The organism is Streptomyces sp. NPDC005195 (assembly GCF_040608315.1).
In the GTDB taxonomy this organism is placed as follows: Bacteria; Actinomycetota; Actinomycetes; order Streptomycetales; family Streptomycetaceae; genus Streptomyces; species Streptomyces kaempferi.
This window is the reverse complement of the sequence record NZ_JBEXHZ010000027.1, coordinates 61724-76244: the sequence shown is the minus strand read 5'-3', so window position 1 is coordinate 76244 and position 14521 is coordinate 61724. Positions and strand designations below refer to the sequence as shown.

The window sequence follows — 14521 nt, the reverse complement described above, 5'->3', positions numbered from 1 at the left end:
GTCGGTGCGGCCTGGAACTGTGCGATGAACGCCTGATAGGCCAAGGCGAACCGCTCGGCGGTTTCCTCGCTCGGCGCCCCACTCCGCGGCCGTGGGATTGCGGCAGCAGCAGGGACCGCAGCCCTCGTGGAAGCCTCCCGCGCGGCTGTAGCGGTCTCAGAAGCAGCTGACAAGTCAAAGGCCAGCTGTTCCGCCGGTGCCCTGGCAGGAACCCGCTCCACGGTGATCTGGGCGGGTTCTTCGATGCTGGCGGCGGCGATGCCGGCGGGGGCGGTCTCGGCGAGCGGGATGCCGTAGCGGGCGAGGCGGAGCGGTATCAGGGACTCCACCGGTGCTTTGCGGCGCCAGGCGCGGCCGAAGCGGGAGCGCAGCCGGGCCTGGTAGACCAGCCGTTCCTGTTCCAGCTTGATGACCTGTTCGTAGGAGCGCAGTTCCCACAGCTTCATTCGGCGCCACAGGAGGAAGGTGGGGAGGGGGGAGAGCATCCAGCGGGTGAGGCGGACGCCTTCCATGTGCTTGTCGGCGGTGATGTCGGCGATCCGGCCGATCGCGTGCCGGGCCGCCTCGACCAAGACCACGAACAGGACCGGGATCACGGCGTGCATGCCGACGCCCAGCGGGTCCGGCCAGGCCGCGGCGCCGTTGAACGCGATCGTGGCGATGGTCAGCAGCCACGCCGTCTGGCGCAGCAGCGGGAAGGGGATCCTGATCCAGGTGAGGAGGAGGTCCAGGGCGAGCAGGACGCAGATCCCGGCGTCGATGCCGATCGGGAAGACGTACGCGAAGTTCCCGAAGCCCTTCTTGAGGGCGAGTTCGCGTACGGCCGCGTACGAACCCGCGAAGCCGATTCCCGCGATGACAAGCGCACCAGCAACAACTAGACCGATCAGGATCCGGTGCGCTCGAGTCAGCTGGGGTATCGCTCCACGCTCAGCAACCACATCCGACCCCCTACCTGTACCTCACACCACGACGAGTTTCACACTGCCACGGTTCGGGTGAAGTCGTGCCGCCTGAAAGCTTCTTGTGGCCGATCGTCAACAGAAAAGGCGACTACATACGCGCCGCACCGCTCCCAATCCTCGGACCGCAGGAATTCTGCTGTGCGCGGCTCGGCTGTCCCTGGACAGCCTCCGCGCTGAGTTCGACGGGTGCCGGGACAACGCCCAGTGCCCGGGCTTCGCGCTGCCGGTCACCTGGCGGTCGTACATGCGGTGTCCACGTGCTTGAGGGAAGCGCCTAACGTGGCGTGCCTGGAGCTCTCGGAGGAACTGCGAGCGTTTCCAGACGTCTTCAACGGAATCGACGCCCGCGTGTTCCGTGCGCACCGATCAAGTACGCATCCGTGTCCGGCCGCTGAACGCCATGGTGGCCACTAGAGGGCTGGCTCAGACGAACCCAGCAAGGACTCTGCACCGTTCTCACCACCAGCGGAAGGGCGCACGCGCCGGGCCTGTCACTGACCCAGAGGCAGTGACAGGCCCTGTATCGCTTCCGGATGGCGTTCATCCCTGTGTCCGTCAAGCGCTCCGGCGCGCGGCGACCTTTTTCTCCTGGTGGTCATTGAGCATGTGGAGCATCTTGGTGAACTCGATGTCGTTCATCTTGGCGATGAGGTGGAGGGCGATGAAGACGCCGTCGTCGTAGGGCAGTTTGGGCGGAGTCCGTGCGGGCGCCTCTGTGTTCTTAGCCGCTGTGGCGGCTGGCTGGGTACGGGGCTCTGGGACGGTCTCTGCGGGCCTCGGTGCCGGTGCCTCGCTGGGGAGCGGAGGGCTTGCGACGTCGGCCGACGGGCTGTCATCTGCCCCCACCACCTTGGCAGGCGAGGGAGAGGTTGAGACGGGCACGGCCTCGGGCGCCTGTGAGACGGTCTGCCCCTTCTCTGCCTTCTGTAGCTTGCGTTCTTCCTTTTCGGCTTCCTTGCGGGCCCGCTGCTCCTTGAGCTCCTCTAGAACGTTCTGCTGCTGGTCGGCAGGCTTGTTGCCGACCGCACGTAGCAGGTCGATGGGATCCTGGCCGATGCGTGCCTGCAGTTCCGGCCTCAGGTTGAGAAGAGCCAGCCGCTGTGAGACCCATCCCTGAGAGCGGTGGAGGCGCTTGGCGAGGGCTGTTTGACTTCCGTGGATGGAGAGCAGCCGCTCCAGGGCGCGCGCTTCGTCGAGTTCTTCAAGGTCTTGGCGGTGGATGTTTGCGACGAGAGCTGACTCGAGAAGCTCATCTGCGGTACCGCCCTGGTCATCGCTGACCATGACTTTGACACTGCTGAGGCCGGCTTCGCGCGCGGCGGCCAGGCGGCTGCTGCCATCGATGACGACGTGGGTGGTGTCTGGCTGCAGATCACCTTCGCGATCTGGGTTGGCCTTGACGTAGGCATCGCGGTTCATGACCGTGATGGCTTGCTTCTGGCCGTGGTCCTTGAGGCTCCCTGCAAGATCACTCAAGTCGCCGAGACTGGTACGAGGGTTGTCCGGGTTCGGACTGATGCGGTGGAGCGGAAGTTCTGTTGGCGCGGCGATGCCCTCCGTCGGCACACCGGTGGCTGCGGCAACTGCCTGGCGGCGGGCACTGACACCGCGGGTCTGAGCGCTGGCGAAGCGGCCGGCGCCCAGCTGGTCGGCCTTGCTCATGAGATCTCCCGGGCCAGCGCGCGCATACCGATGGCCTGCTGTGACTTGGGGGCGTAGGACAGGAGAGGCTTTTTCACGCGAACCGCCTCCTTCTGCTCCTTCAGGTCTCCGATGAGGCCGACGACCCGGGGGTCCTTTATATCTACCCAGCCCTGCAGGGACGAGGTGGCGATGTAGCCGCGACGTCCGTCGTAGAGGTTGACGACGATGCCGAGGTAGTCGATTTCGATCTTGAGGTCGTTGCGGAGGTCGTCGATCTGGTTGGTGAGCAGCTCGTAGGCGTCGGCGGAGCTGTCTTCGGCCTGCACGACGATGAGTGCACCAGACTGTCCCGGCTTTTCGCCGTCACGGCGGCGTCCGTAGTAGGCAGCTGCGTCCATGCTCAGACCGAGGCTGGGCGGGCAGTCAACGAGGATTACGTCGTACTCCCCCTCAAGCGGTTCCAGGGCTCGCTCCAGCGCCGCTTCGCGAGCGCGGACGGCAGAGAGCCGTACGTCGAGGAGGAATGCGTCGTTGCAGGCCGGCAGGAGGTGCAGGCGACCGTTGAATGATTCGTCTTCTATGGAAACAATCAGGTCACGCAGGTCGCCCTTGGGAGATCCTGCCATGTGGTTGGTGAGGCTGTCTCCGTCCATCGCCAGTGGTGTAGCGCCGAGTTGGTTGGTGAGGTGGCACTGAGGGTCGAAGTCGACCAGGAGGACGCGCAGCCCGAGGCCGGGCAGGTCTTCCGTGTCGAGGGGGTTGTCACTGCCGCCTGCGCTGTCAGAGCCTTCGATGGCCGCAGCAAGCTGCTTGGCGATGCGCACCGGATAGAGCTGGGTGGGATCTTCGGCGAGGGCTTCTCCAGCACCTGCCGTGATGGCAGTCTTGCCGACACCGCCCTTCTGGTTACAGACCACAACACGCCGGGTGATCAACGGCCGTTCGATGTGTGGAGCGGGGTTGGAGTCGAGCCACAACTGCACGGACTGGGCGAGGCCTTGGATAAGGGACACGCGTCGGTCTGTGGTGATGCGCTTGAAGTCGTCCCACTGTCCCTCCGGGAGGTCAGTGGCGAAGGAGTCGGCGCCGGCGGTGTCGACCGTAGCCGTTGCTGATGCCAGGTTGCACCAGTCGTTGATGCCTTGCTCCACTGCAACTTGAATCTTGATGTGCAGCTGGGCGGCTCTGATTTTCAGATTCTGCCGGAGCCAGCCCGGCAGCTTGGAGACGACCTTCTCGCGGTCGCTCGGGGTGGCTGGCGAAGTCATGGGGATACCTTACTAACGTTCAAGATTTTTGGTGTCACCGACACGTTAGTTAACCGTAGATACAGAGTCCGATCGGCGCACCACTCCCCCATTACGCCGTAATGTCCAGTCCCATGACACCACAGGACGCACCACCATTACGCCGTAATAGCCCCCCGCCCCTGAAACCTGAGCAGACCACCGCTCCAGCGACGGACCACAGAAGGGCGGCCAGCTCTGACCGCAGCGCCGGCAACGCGCGTTGAAGGCCCACCGCCACTGTTGACGGCACTTGACGCATAGCCAGCCCACTGCGCGACGACTGCTCGCTGCTCTTCTGCCAGTTCACCTGGCGCCGAAGCGCTGAGCTCTCCAGTGCAGCCGCTACAGACCTTCACAGGGCGACAAGCTACGGGGCTCTCTCGCCGGCCCTGGCCCAAACGAAGCCCGGCACCGGCAACCCACCAGCCGGTCCTGTATGACGACTGCAGCGCCACAGCGCATGCCGAGCACGACGAGCCGGGCTGAGGTCCCGTCAGAGCATGAGCATCTCCAGCTGCCTCTAAGCCGACCGCCGACCGGCCCGCCGGCACTTCCCCGGATCGGACGCGGCCGTGTTCCTCGAGTACGTCTGCGATGCCGGGCGTACGTCTGCGTGATGACGTACGCCCGGCCGCGGGGGTCAAACGAGCAGCATGGCCAGAGCGACGAACACGGCCACGCCGATGGTCAGAGCCGGGGCGGCGCGCGGGTGATTCGCGGCGACCTGGGCAAAGACGGCGGCGCCCACCAGGGCAAGGACGATGTTCGACGGGTCGTGCGTCACGGCACCTCCAAAGGAGTCCGCCCGGCACTTCCGGGCGGCGAGGCAACGTGACCTTGCCGAGGGGTTAGCCCCGCAACAGGCCACGTCGTGCTCTCCAAGGTGATCGGGTCTCAAGAGTTGCTCATTCACGACCACGTTCGCCCTGAAACGGCCCGTGACCTTGGAGTCGACAAGCGACAAGCCGGACGACAAGCGAGCCGCACATGCCTCTGCGTTCTTCCCCGACGAACCTTGCGCAATGCGCACACCCCGTGCCAGTCTCTTCCTGTGCACAAAGCGCACACCGTTGATTCGGGGAGGACCACCGCATGTCCGTGACCGTGGACAAGACCAGCCAGGGCAATGCCGAAGTCTCCTGGGACCCGCAGGAAGACGACCCGCACGGATATCTCGCCCGCAGCATCGAGACCGACCAGCTCGCCTACGCGCTGGAAGCTGTCGGCAGCGCCGTGGAATACACCGACGCTGACACCGCTCTGGAAGCGGCCCGGCACACCACGACCCTCGCGCGGCTGCTTGAGCGGCGGTCCGCCGCGCAGGTCGTGCAACTGCACGACGTGCACCGCCTGTCGTGGCGGCGGATCGCGGAAGTCCTGTTCGAGGACCCCGAGAAGCAGTCGAGCGTGCGGCGGATGTACGACTCCGGCCGACGGACCGCCGGTCTGCCCTCCTGACCTACCGCGCCGGGCCCGCCAACTTGCCGAAGCCGAAGGAGTACCCCATGAGTACCACCCCTTCCGAGATCGCCGCCGCTGAGGCTGCCGCAGACGCGATGATCGCCGCCGTGGCGGTCGCGCGGGCGCAGGAGATCGCCGCCGCTGAGGCGGCCGCGTCCGCCGCTTCGGCGGCCGCCTGGGAAAGCCGTCACTGATCCGCGACCACCACGCGAGGAGCCACCAGTTCATGACTGACGACCAGGACACCTACCGCTGGCAGAACACGACTCACCGCATCCTCCGTGAGCTGATCTCCGAAGGCAGGAAGCGCGGACTCCCGCCGCTCACCTGGACAATCGCCACAACAGGCGCACTGACCGGTGAAGCGCACGGACTCACCGGGACTGTTGAGACCCAGCGCGCTGCGGTCACCGCCTGGGCCGATCACCTCGGCAGCACCGTGACCGAGACTCCTCGCAACGACGGGCGGATCTCTCTCCGCTCCACTCACCCGCGCCGGAGAACGGCACGGCATCATCCGCGCCGAACTGCTCCTCCAGGACTGACGAAAACGCCCGCCGTACAACGGAGGCCCGCACCGACCGGTGCGGGTCTCCGCCGTTTCCACGGCCGACTTTGTCAGGCGGTCCTGTCTCCTGGCGTTCGACTCCACAGAAGGGGTGCAAGGGACTTGCGGGGCTAACCCCGTGCTCCCCGACTGTTCGACCACCGCCGCGGACCGACCGGGGCCTGGACTCTGGAGGACTTGTGACCGACGACCGGACCAAGCTCGTTGTCGCCGCGATGGGCGCCGGACTGCTGACGCTCATCGCCGTGGAGGCGCCGGCGCTCGTCGCCCCGCTGACGCTCGGACTCGCCGGACTCGCCACCCTCGTCCTGATCCTGAAACTGTGACCCACTGGGTCTCAGTTCCGGCGGTCGGACGACGGCGGCGCGAGGACACCGGGGCAGTCTCCGGGTCTGAGGCTGCCTGGTCAGCCATGCCGGCGGCCGGGTGGGACACCCGCGGACAGGAACTTCGCCGTACGAAGATCGAAGGCCCACGACGGATCTTCGTCGTGGGCCTTCATCTCTTCGTCCTCTCTTGCCCAGCTGGCTAGACAGGACATGAATAGAGCTGTTCTCTGGCACTGCTCTTGGATCCCACGTTTCACACGAACGAGATCCATCCTGAGAACACTTCGGCGACCAAGATAGCTGGGACACAACCACCGACCTGCGCGAGCTCAAGCCCCGCAGCCCGCTGACACCGCTGAGCACGCAGAGATTGTCCGCGCCGCACACGGGCCACAGGTCACACAAGCCCAGCGACCAGGACCACTCCCCCGCAGCAAGCGACGGACACCCCGCCAACTCTCTGAGCGGTGCTCTCGCCAAGCAGATGCACGCGGAGGCGAGGCCACCAAAGACGAGGACGATTTGTGCGCAGAGTGGCGGAGTAGGCTGCGGCGCCCAGGCAGAGCACCGCCCCCTCCGCTCGGCAGCGTCCGGTGCGATAGCTCGACGCATCAATGCTTCGGCGAGCGACGCCGGCAACCTCGCAGCTAGCGCGAGGGGGCCGAATCGGAGCTGCAGTTGGCATGCTGGTTTTGTCCGATGCCGGTGTTGCAGAGCGTCGTATGAACGGATCGATGGCGCCGCCTGTTGTCCGAACGACTCGACTGACCGTCACAGGACAGGAGCGTGGACCGCGGCAAGAGGCTGTCCCGCTCGGCTGCTGACTATTACGACGTAATAGTTCCCGTCGAGTACGAGGACCGGGAGGCCTGCACCTCCGCAGGATGATCGCCACACGGATCCCCGTGGGACTTCCGACTCATCCTGCTCTTCGGCTCGGACTGAGAACTCGTACCGGAAGCACCCATCTTCCTCTCGCACGGGACAGTGCACGTCAACCTGTCGTGGCTCCTGAAACCGAATTGCAGGATGTCGCAGCGGACCCAGCACTCTTCGGAACGACTGCCCTGTCGGCGAATGGCCTTCGGTTCCAGCGCTCTGCGACTCGCTCTCGGCACCGGCCACCACTTGATCCGCTCATCGGACTCATCTTTCGAAGAGTGCCGGGCCACGCTCAACAGGATGGGCTTTCGCGTCGCTGCCTGGGGGCCAGCCGTCCTCTGGTCCGGGTCAGGAACGACCGGATCCTAGCTGCGACACGCAGTACAGCGGCACAGGAATCGTGGTCTGTCTCAACGAGGAGGGTCCACGTGTCTCGCTCATTTCGGCCCACGCGGATCAGCTGCACATGGACGGCCAACTTGAGTGAGACGGGGTAGCTCTTTGCTGCCGCGTCGACCAGAATCGGTCTCTCCCCTCTTCAGGTTCGCCTCGATGCAAAGGGATGCACGCATCGTTCTCGACGCAGGTCTCAAGTAGGCGCTACACAGTATCCGCAGGCATCGTCAGCCCAGCCTGGAGATGGTCGAGGAGGCGGTCTAGATCGCTCAGGTCCCTGCCTTCCAATGTCCCGAAGAGCGCCCGTAGCGTCCGCTCTCTCGCTGCCATGCCGGCTAGAAGCGCGGTGGACCCCTGGGGAGTAAGACGTACCAGCTTGCACCGACCATCATCAGGGTCAGGAGTTCGTGCGACCAGTCCCCGGCGTTCGAGCGCTTCCACCGACTGTGTAACGGATCGCGGGGCCTGGCCGAGTGCCTGGGCGAGAACTGACTGCTGGACAGCTCCCCGGAGACTCAACACCTCCAAGACCCTCGTGCGGGATAGCGAGAGCCCATCCCTCGCCATGGCGCCGTCGACCGCCTGGCCCAGGCGGTAGGCCAGCGAGAGGTATCGCAGCCCGAGCACTTCGGGAGCCCGCATTGGATCGCTCACGGCATCTACTCCTCAGGCCACTTGTGGAGTCTCCCCCGACCTTCGTGTCGAGGTACCTCGTTGAACGGACACTTCATGAGGTACCTCACGGCCTATCAGGGGAGAGGCACGCCAATCTGATCCCAGCATCATGACCCACCTAAAGGACTCTACGGACGAGCTCGGCGGGCTCTCCTTCATCCTCCCGCACGGACCTCGGACCGAAGTCGTCTCCCGTCCTTACGACGGGCGACCAAGGCAAGACGTCCGTGCAACTGACCCGAGTAGGCCGCCGCCTGGTGACCTGAGCAGGGGGCGGGATTGGCAGTGTGGGTGGAGGCAATGACGGACGGTCAGATGACGAAGTGGGGCGTCGGCCATAGTGAGACGGTTGAGACAACCGCAGGTGTGCCGAGGGAGCGGACCGGTCTGACCGGTGTATGCCCACTGGTCGTATGCCGTCGAGGCTGTCCTTCGTCGAGCTGCCGTAGTGGGTACTGGCAGAGACGACGGCGCCCATCTTCTCCGCTTCGCTCTGCGAGAGCCCACTTACCTGATAGTCGAGGAAGGTCGGTGTGCATGGTGTCCCAAGGAGGCAGCAGAGCCTTGGTCGTACAGGGTGGCCGGCCAGGACAACGTCCAGAGGCCATCCGCGTGAGCTGAGACCGTGCGCCTGGATCCGGAGTGCGGTAGGGCAAGTGGGGGATTCCAGCCACCGCGGCTACCACGACCGAGCGAGTGTGCCTTCACCGATTTCCTGAGCACCGGCCCAAGCTCGCCGTGGACAACTCGAGTGCGCATAAACCACCCGATCGACGCTGTGCAGTGGCGGAACCCACACAGGAGACAAACGTGGTGGCGGCAGAGAGCAACACGACCTGAGCCTGGCTGGTTGTCTCGCAGCTCTGAGTATTACGCCGTAATAGCTCCTTCTGAAGGCCTCAGCGAAGAGGGGAACTGGAGAGCCCTCGCAGGGTCGCCCACTCGTGGCCAGCCTCAGTGTCCTGCGACTGAGCGACGAGACCTCCGATCCAGATCGGAGCCAGCTCCTCAGAGAAGGGCCAAAGGAGGACTGGGCATCGGACCAGCCCAGTCCTTCGGTACCGACGAGAGACTTCAGGGCGACACAGGATGGACGCGCGCCGGGCACCGTCAGAGACAGATCACCGCGGCGGGATGCGCGACCTGCGGCCCACACTTTGGTCAAGCGGCACAATGTCAGCTCCTTCCCTGAGAGCTGCCGTTGTCACACGGAACGCTGAGGGACACGTGGACATCGACGAAGCTTCCAACACCGCCCGCGGCCTATTACGACGTAATAGATGGCTCGCTCGATTGGCAGCACCTACCTCGCGGAGTACCCGCATAGCTGACCCCGTCACCCCCCGCCGTGTTGACGCCCCCCAACGCATCGAGATGTTTGGCCTTCGTCTCGCTGCCTCCTCGCATGGCCGAGCGAGCGCTGGGTTACGGCCTCTCCATGTCAGCACGGTGCAGCCATAGGCCTATCTCGCCCATCGGTGCAGAGAACGTTGCACGGAACAGCGCCCTGTCTCCGGGCACACATGTCACTCCGAGATCTCAGGGGCCAGCTCCGCACCATGGCCGCAGGACTGGCGATGAGAGCGATCTGCCGGCCGCTCGTTGACCGTCTGGGGTCCGGTAGGGCCGGGTCTCGATGAGGTCGATGAAGGGGGCGAGCTAGAAGGAGTTCACGCGTTCGGCGTTGGCCCCTGTGTGGAGAGGAGTCTCTCTGTCCTGCAACAGAGCCTTGAGACCACCTGCCATCTACGAGATCGCGCCGTGCGCCTATTACGACGTAATAGGAGGTGGACAGCTCTGCAGAGTCTGAGTCCCGTCTCAACGAAGCGAGTCGGCAGCCGATTCGTCTCAGCGAACCCAGTCGACGCAGGTCGTCGGGACAGAGCTCCGGGCCCGGCCCGTGAGGAGGTGTCTCAGCGAAGACAGTCGCGCCTGGTCAGCAGCTCGCCGTCGACTGACTTCTGAGACAGTCCGTGCCGGAGCCCGCTTCGAACGCGGCCAGCTCGTCGAGCGCCCTGGCAGCATGACCGGCTTCAGCCAAGCACCCAGGGAGACATCTTCCATGTCCGACCTCGACAGTCAGGTTCCCTACTGGGATGCCGCCGCGGCCACCAAGACATTCACCCACCCCCTCCATCTGCCTTGGCTCGACGGGATCAGCAGGCGGGCTGCGATCCTCGACTACGGGTGCGGCTACGGCCGCACCATGAAGGAGCTCGAACAGCACGGCTTCGACAACCTCACGGGCGTCGACACCTCACGGGCAATGATCAGTCGGGCATGCCGCCTGCATCCCACCATGCGCTTTGCCGTCCTGGACGCACCACCAGCCTTGCCCTGTCCAGACGCAGGCTTCGACGCCGTTCTGCTCTTCGCCGTGCTGACCTGCATTCCCGGCGATGAAGCACAACACCCGTTGATCACCGAGCTGAACCGCATCCTCAAGCCCGGCGGGATCCTCTACATCAGCGATCTTCTGCTGCAGGACGACGAACGCAACCGCAGCCGTTACGGCCGCCACGCTGATCACTACGGCATCTATGGCGTGTTCGAAACCGGCGACGGTGCGGTCTGCCGCCACCACCCCTGCGAGTGGTTCTCCACCCTGCTCGCCGAGTTCCAGACCATCGACACCCGGACCATCACGGTGCCCACCATGAACGGGCACGAGTCAACGGGGATCCAGGTGCTCGCCCGCAAGCCCACATCGGCGTGAACGCCGCCGAGATCCATAGGTATTGACAATTACTCGAGCCGTCGACGTCGGCGGCACACTTGCTGCCGCCCGGCTCGCCGACGTCTTGGAGGCAGCCGGTGATCGCGGGGGAGTGGAGGTTCCCTATCGCCGGGCCGTCGACGCCGACCACAGAGCCGCACTGATGCAGTTGGGCCACGGGCAGAAACATGTGGGAGACCTGAGAACGGCCGAGGTCCTATACGACATGCTGCGGACTCCGGCGACACGAGCGCAGCGATCTGGATGCCCGAGAGGCGGGGAAGCGTCGGGAAGTTCTGCCGGTGCTGAAATCTTCTACCGCGCCGGGCCGCCCATGCCGGCGTCACGAGGTGGCTGCTTCTATCAGAGACTCTTAAGCACCGGTGGCCTGCACAGTCTGGGTCCTAGCGCCACACCTACACCACCCTGGCAGGAGGGGCCTTCACCCAGCTCGGTGCGGAAGAACCTGACACCACGACGCTGATGCCAGCCTGACGCTCAGCCCCGCGTGAGGAGTTCAGCCGCAGCTGCGCAAGCTGCTCGCGCATCGTCTGTCATCCCAGTCCGGTACTCCGTGCTGCGCTCCGCGATATGCACCTCACGAACTACGGCTTTCACGTAAGTGGCCAAGCTGACCAACTGGGTCGGCGTTTCGCATGAGGGGAGCACAGACTCGATCTCGTCGAGCCAGTACGTTACGTCGTCGCCGTCGTCGAGACTCGCTCGGTGTTGAAGGAGTCTGGCCGCAACGGGTGCGAGCAGTCTGTGCCGCTGAGCAGCCTCCTGCTCAGCGCGCCGTACGGCTTCCGCCCGAGCTGCGGCCATCCGCTGAGCCTTGAGCACGGCTTCGGGCGTACGCCGGACAACCCCCTCAGCGCCTGGCGCACTCGAGAGGGCTGCTGCTCGTAGTCGTAGGGATTTGTTGTAGGCAGCGCTGGGGGCGTTGACGGCGAGTGCGGGAACGAGGAGAGCCCATTCGACGTGCGCTGACCGGGCGTCTTCGACGGCCCTTGCCTGGTGGATGTCGGCCTGCTCTCGCAGGTATTGCCACAGCGTCACTCTGGCCACTGCTGCTTTCTGCCGGGCGTCCTGCGTGTTCAGCGCTGCCTCGTGCGCCTCGAGGTACCGCAGTGCGCCAAACAGCTCCTGGTCGTCAGGCATCCGGTGAATGTCCGGGTCCTCAGCCTCCTCATGTAGTTGTCGCAACTCTCCGATCAGCGCGGCAAAGTCGAGCCTCCCGATCCTTGGGGTAGCCCTGACCAGGGGTTTTACGGGGGAGGGGGACTTCCGAGACCTGCGTGCCATGCGTCTGATTCTGCCAGAAGACGCCGATTCACAGAATGTGAATCGGCGTCTCGCACACCAGCATAGACACCACGGGTACTCCGGCCAACGGCCTCCAGGCCCCGCGGGTCAGGCGCTTTACCGCGTCATGTCTTCGCCACAATCGACGCTATGGCGCTGGTCAGATAGGGGCGTTCGATCGTGGTTTGGGCCATCGACTGCGCCCACTCCTCGTAATCGAAACCGGGGTAGAGGCCGGCGGCTCGACGGCCCAGGTGCCGCAGCACAGCGGACGGGGCCATCGTCTGATCCGGATCAGTGAGCACGCGGCTTGAGCTCCTTGCCTGCCGTCGGTGGTGGGCTGACGGCCCTTTACGAGGCTGCGGTGTTCCCCGTTAAGTCCGGCGGTGTGACCCCGATGGGCGCGAGTCCAGGCGCATCGTCGCGTACCGGTTCGCGGCTCGCGCGGGCCTGCAGCAGCTGGTGGACGTGGCGGCAGCCCCAGCTTGGGACCCATCGAGCAGGGCCAGGACACGAGCGGCCGTATGCTGCTGTCTGGACACTGAACGAAGCCCTCCGTATCTGCCGCCCCAGCTTTAGGAGTCAGACACCGGAGCCTGTTGCGACGTGAGTCCACTGCGCCGCATGGCGCAATCAACCGCCTGACCAGGGACCTTCCGGGCAGAGAACTGTCATGGATAGAAACGACGACTTGGACGCCCCTCATGAGGTTCCCGACGGTGTCGACGATAAAACGGCGCTCGCCCTAGGTGCGCTCTCGAAAGCACTGGAGACCACGGAGCGTGCCCGTGGCCACCTGTACGGGTTCCACCAATTGACCGGGACGGCGGACTTCGAGCTCGACGACGCTGTTCGTCTTTTGCGTGAGGCAGGCCATCACGAACAGGCCGCACGAGTCGAGCGCGACATCGTGGGGCGCAACGTCATCCCGAGCCTCTGGACCTTCCAGATCATCGATGCCTACAACTCCACCTACTACCAGCCGTTCTCTGCGATTGAACGCGACATCGTGGACGAGCTGGCAGCGGGAGTTCGCCACCTCCACGAGGCTCGCCTAAAAGCGGCGCGCTGCACCGACCGCCGCCCCGATGACACCGCTTCGCCCCCCGCCTTGTGAAACATGCCCCCGCGTCGGGCGAGAGTGCTCGGGAGGCGTGAGGCGCAGGTCCAGCCAGCACCGCGCTCGGTCGACCAGGGCTCTCTTGTTCCCCGGATCGATACACTCGGTGACCGGCATCGGCAAGGGGTGCAGCGGGCGGGCGTTGGCGATGCTCTGGTGAGGCCGGTGAGAGTTGTAAAAATCCTCGAACTCGCGTAGCGCGTAGAGCAGGTGCCGCTGATTCCAGATCAAGGTGCGGTCCAGCAGCTCGCACCGACAGGTCTGCACCCACCGTTCCATGATCGAGTTCATGCGCGGCATCTGCACCCCGCTCAGCACCACCTCGATCCCCGCATCGTTGAGGACGGTGCCGACATGCCATCAACCAACTCCAGCCTATTCCACGCTAGGCGCCGGTACGGACCCTTGCGCGAGAACGCCCGCCCGCCAGTGAGCCCGCCGTTGCCGGGACCGTTCTGTGTGGCCGGGTTGCTGCCATAGGGGAGGGGCGGTCGTCTCCGGCGGCGTCCGCCTCGGGGTGCGAGATGCCGCGGGCACCGTCACGGTGAGAGGTGACGGCACAGCGTGGGAGGCGAATATGGCGAAGACTCATCGGTCCTCAGGGAAGCGGCAGCCGTCCAAGGGCGACAAGGTCGCCTGGAGCAGCCACGGCAACAGGACTTCGGGCACCGTCGAAAAGAAGATCACCCAGCGGACAGAAGCTGCGGGCCGGACCGTGGACGCCTCGCCGGACGAGCCGCAGTACAAGGTGCGCAGTGACAAGTCAGGGCGCGCCGCTGTGCACAAGCCGTCCGCGCTGAAGAAGAAGAGCAAGTAGTCGCGCCGCTCAAGCTGGCCCGGCGCGATGGCGGGTGATGCCGGAGGAGCAGGCGGGTGGGCCTCTCAGTCTGCGCGGCTGACTGCCCCCCCAGAATGGCGGTGCTTCGCTGCAGTTCCGCGGTCGGAAGAGGAGCGGGGGGCGATGCGGGCGACGGTCAGGGCGAACAGAAATTCCAGTTTTGGCAGTTCCCCGGGCACGTGGCTGTACCAGGGGGACCTGGGCCGATTCGGTCCCCGCGGGAAGTGTTGCCGCCCCGGTCCTACCTTTACGAAGTGCCCGGCCCTGCCGTGTTCACACGTGGCGTCCTCGGGACGGGAGAAACTATCCGAGTCGGGCGGGGTTCGGTGGTTG

12 protein-coding genes and 2 pseudogenes are annotated in these 14521 nt (G+C 65.2%); 6 read left to right on the top strand and 8 right to left on the bottom strand.

The window, feature by feature from the left end:
* Positions 1–230 precede the first annotated feature (230 nt).
* The 4 genes and pseudogenes from ABZV34_RS24985 to ABZV34_RS24970 all read right to left on the bottom strand — a co-directional run.
* A pseudogene (locus ABZV34_RS24985) lies at positions 231–920 on the bottom strand (DUF2637 domain-containing protein); the annotation flags it as partial.
* Between the two features lie 600 nt (positions 921–1520).
* Entirely contained in the window at positions 1521–2627 is a 1107-nt protein-coding gene (locus ABZV34_RS24980; RefSeq protein ID WP_356280690.1) for a ParB/RepB/Spo0J family partition protein, read from the bottom strand.
* A complete protein-coding gene (locus tag ABZV34_RS24975; protein ID WP_356280687.1) occupies positions 2624–3877 on the bottom strand; it encodes a ParA family protein in 1254 nt (417 codons plus the stop codon). The genes ABZV34_RS24980 and ABZV34_RS24975 overlap by 4 nt, the downstream gene beginning before the upstream one ends.
* A 661-nt stretch (positions 3878–4538) precedes the next feature.
* A complete protein-coding gene (locus ABZV34_RS24970; protein WP_356280684.1) occupies positions 4539–4682 on the bottom strand; it encodes a hypothetical protein in 144 nt (47 codons plus the stop codon).
* 308 nt (positions 4683–4990) lie between these two features.
* Here ABZV34_RS24970 and ABZV34_RS24965 point away from each other — a divergent pair, with 308 nt between their 5' ends.
* From ABZV34_RS24965 to ABZV34_RS24955, 3 genes are all read left to right on the top strand, one after another.
* On the top strand, positions 4991–5356 hold the full coding sequence (locus ABZV34_RS24965; RefSeq protein WP_356280681.1) for a hypothetical protein: 366 nt from the start codon (positions 4991–4993) through the stop codon (positions 5354–5356).
* A 47-nt stretch (positions 5357–5403) separates the two neighbouring features.
* Positions 5404–5553 carry a hypothetical protein gene (locus ABZV34_RS24960; protein ID WP_356280678.1) on the top strand — a complete coding sequence of 50 codons (150 nt, stop codon included), beginning with the start codon at positions 5404–5406 and terminating at the stop codon, positions 5551–5553.
* Between the two features lie 553 nt (positions 5554–6106).
* Positions 6107–6253, top strand: a complete 147-nt coding sequence (locus tag ABZV34_RS24955) for a hypothetical protein (protein WP_356280675.1) — start codon at positions 6107–6109, stop codon at positions 6251–6253.
* A 1485-nt stretch (positions 6254–7738) separates the two neighbouring features.
* Here ABZV34_RS24955 and ABZV34_RS24950 read toward each other — a convergent pair.
* Entirely contained in the window at positions 7739–8101 is a 363-nt protein-coding gene (locus ABZV34_RS24950) for a MarR family winged helix-turn-helix transcriptional regulator (RefSeq protein ID WP_356280740.1), read from the bottom strand.
* 2170 nt (positions 8102–10271) lie between these two features.
* Between ABZV34_RS24950 and ABZV34_RS24945 the strand changes: the two genes are divergently transcribed.
* A complete protein-coding gene (locus ABZV34_RS24945) occupies positions 10272–10925 on the top strand; it encodes a class I SAM-dependent methyltransferase (protein WP_356280672.1) in 654 nt (217 codons plus the stop codon).
* A 498-nt stretch (positions 10926–11423) separates the two neighbouring features.
* Here ABZV34_RS24945 and ABZV34_RS24940 read toward each other — a convergent pair whose 3' ends face one another.
* Both ABZV34_RS24940 and ABZV34_RS24935 read right to left on the bottom strand, forming a co-directional pair.
* Positions 11424–12086: a hypothetical protein gene (locus ABZV34_RS24940; protein ID WP_356280669.1), complete on the bottom strand. Its 663-nt coding sequence runs from the start codon at positions 12084–12086 to the stop codon at positions 11424–11426.
* Between the two features lie 269 nt (positions 12087–12355).
* On the bottom strand, positions 12356–12535 hold the full coding sequence (locus ABZV34_RS24935; RefSeq protein ID WP_356280666.1) for a hypothetical protein: 180 nt from the start codon (positions 12533–12535) through the stop codon (positions 12356–12358).
* Between the two features lie 368 nt (positions 12536–12903).
* On the opposite strand from ABZV34_RS24935, the gene ABZV34_RS24930 reads away from it, so the two are divergent.
* Positions 12904–13347 carry a hypothetical protein gene (locus ABZV34_RS24930; RefSeq protein ID WP_356280664.1) on the top strand — a complete coding sequence of 148 codons (444 nt, stop codon included), beginning with the start codon at positions 12904–12906 and terminating at the stop codon, positions 13345–13347.
* Positions 13348–13458: 111 nt separating this feature from the next.
* Here ABZV34_RS24930 and ABZV34_RS24925 read toward each other — a convergent pair.
* A pseudogene (locus ABZV34_RS24925) lies at positions 13459–13695 on the bottom strand (integrase core domain-containing protein); the annotation flags it as partial.
* A gap of 232 nt (positions 13696–13927) precedes the next feature.
* On the opposite strand from ABZV34_RS24925, the gene ABZV34_RS24920 reads away from it, so the two are divergent.
* Positions 13928–14167: a DUF2945 domain-containing protein gene (locus tag ABZV34_RS24920; RefSeq protein WP_356280661.1), complete on the top strand. Its 240-nt coding sequence runs from the start codon at positions 13928–13930 to the stop codon at positions 14165–14167.
* Positions 14168–14521 lie beyond the last annotated feature (354 nt).

What these genes read in the sequence shown, in the direction of transcription:
- ABZV34_RS24980 (WP_356280690.1), bottom strand. Translation starts at nt 2,627, where the DNA reads ATGAGCAAGGCCGACCAGCTGGGCGCCGGCCGCTTCGCCAGCGCTCAG.
- ABZV34_RS24975 (WP_356280687.1), bottom strand. Translation starts at nt 3,877, where the DNA reads ATGACTTCGCCAGCCACCCCGAGCGACCGCGAGAAGGTCGTCTCCAAG.
- ABZV34_RS24965 (WP_356280681.1), top strand. Translation starts at nt 4,991, where the DNA reads ATGTCCGTGACCGTGGACAAGACCAGCCAGGGCAATGCCGAAGTCTCC.
- ABZV34_RS24960 (WP_356280678.1), top strand. Translation starts at nt 5,404, where the DNA reads ATGAGTACCACCCCTTCCGAGATCGCCGCCGCTGAGGCTGCCGCAGAC.
- ABZV34_RS24950 (WP_356280740.1), bottom strand. Translation starts at nt 8,101, where the DNA reads ATGGCGAGGGATGGGCTCTCGCTATCCCGCACGAGGGTCTTGGAGGTG.
- ABZV34_RS24945 (WP_356280672.1), top strand. Translation starts at nt 10,272, where the DNA reads ATGTCCGACCTCGACAGTCAGGTTCCCTACTGGGATGCCGCCGCGGCC.
- ABZV34_RS24940 (WP_356280669.1), bottom strand. Translation starts at nt 12,086, where the DNA reads ATGCCTGACGACCAGGAGCTGTTTGGCGCACTGCGGTACCTCGAGGCG.
- ABZV34_RS24930 (WP_356280664.1), top strand. Translation starts at nt 12,904, where the DNA reads ATGGATAGAAACGACGACTTGGACGCCCCTCATGAGGTTCCCGACGGT.
- ABZV34_RS24920 (WP_356280661.1), top strand. Translation starts at nt 13,928, where the DNA reads ATGGCGAAGACTCATCGGTCCTCAGGGAAGCGGCAGCCGTCCAAGGGC.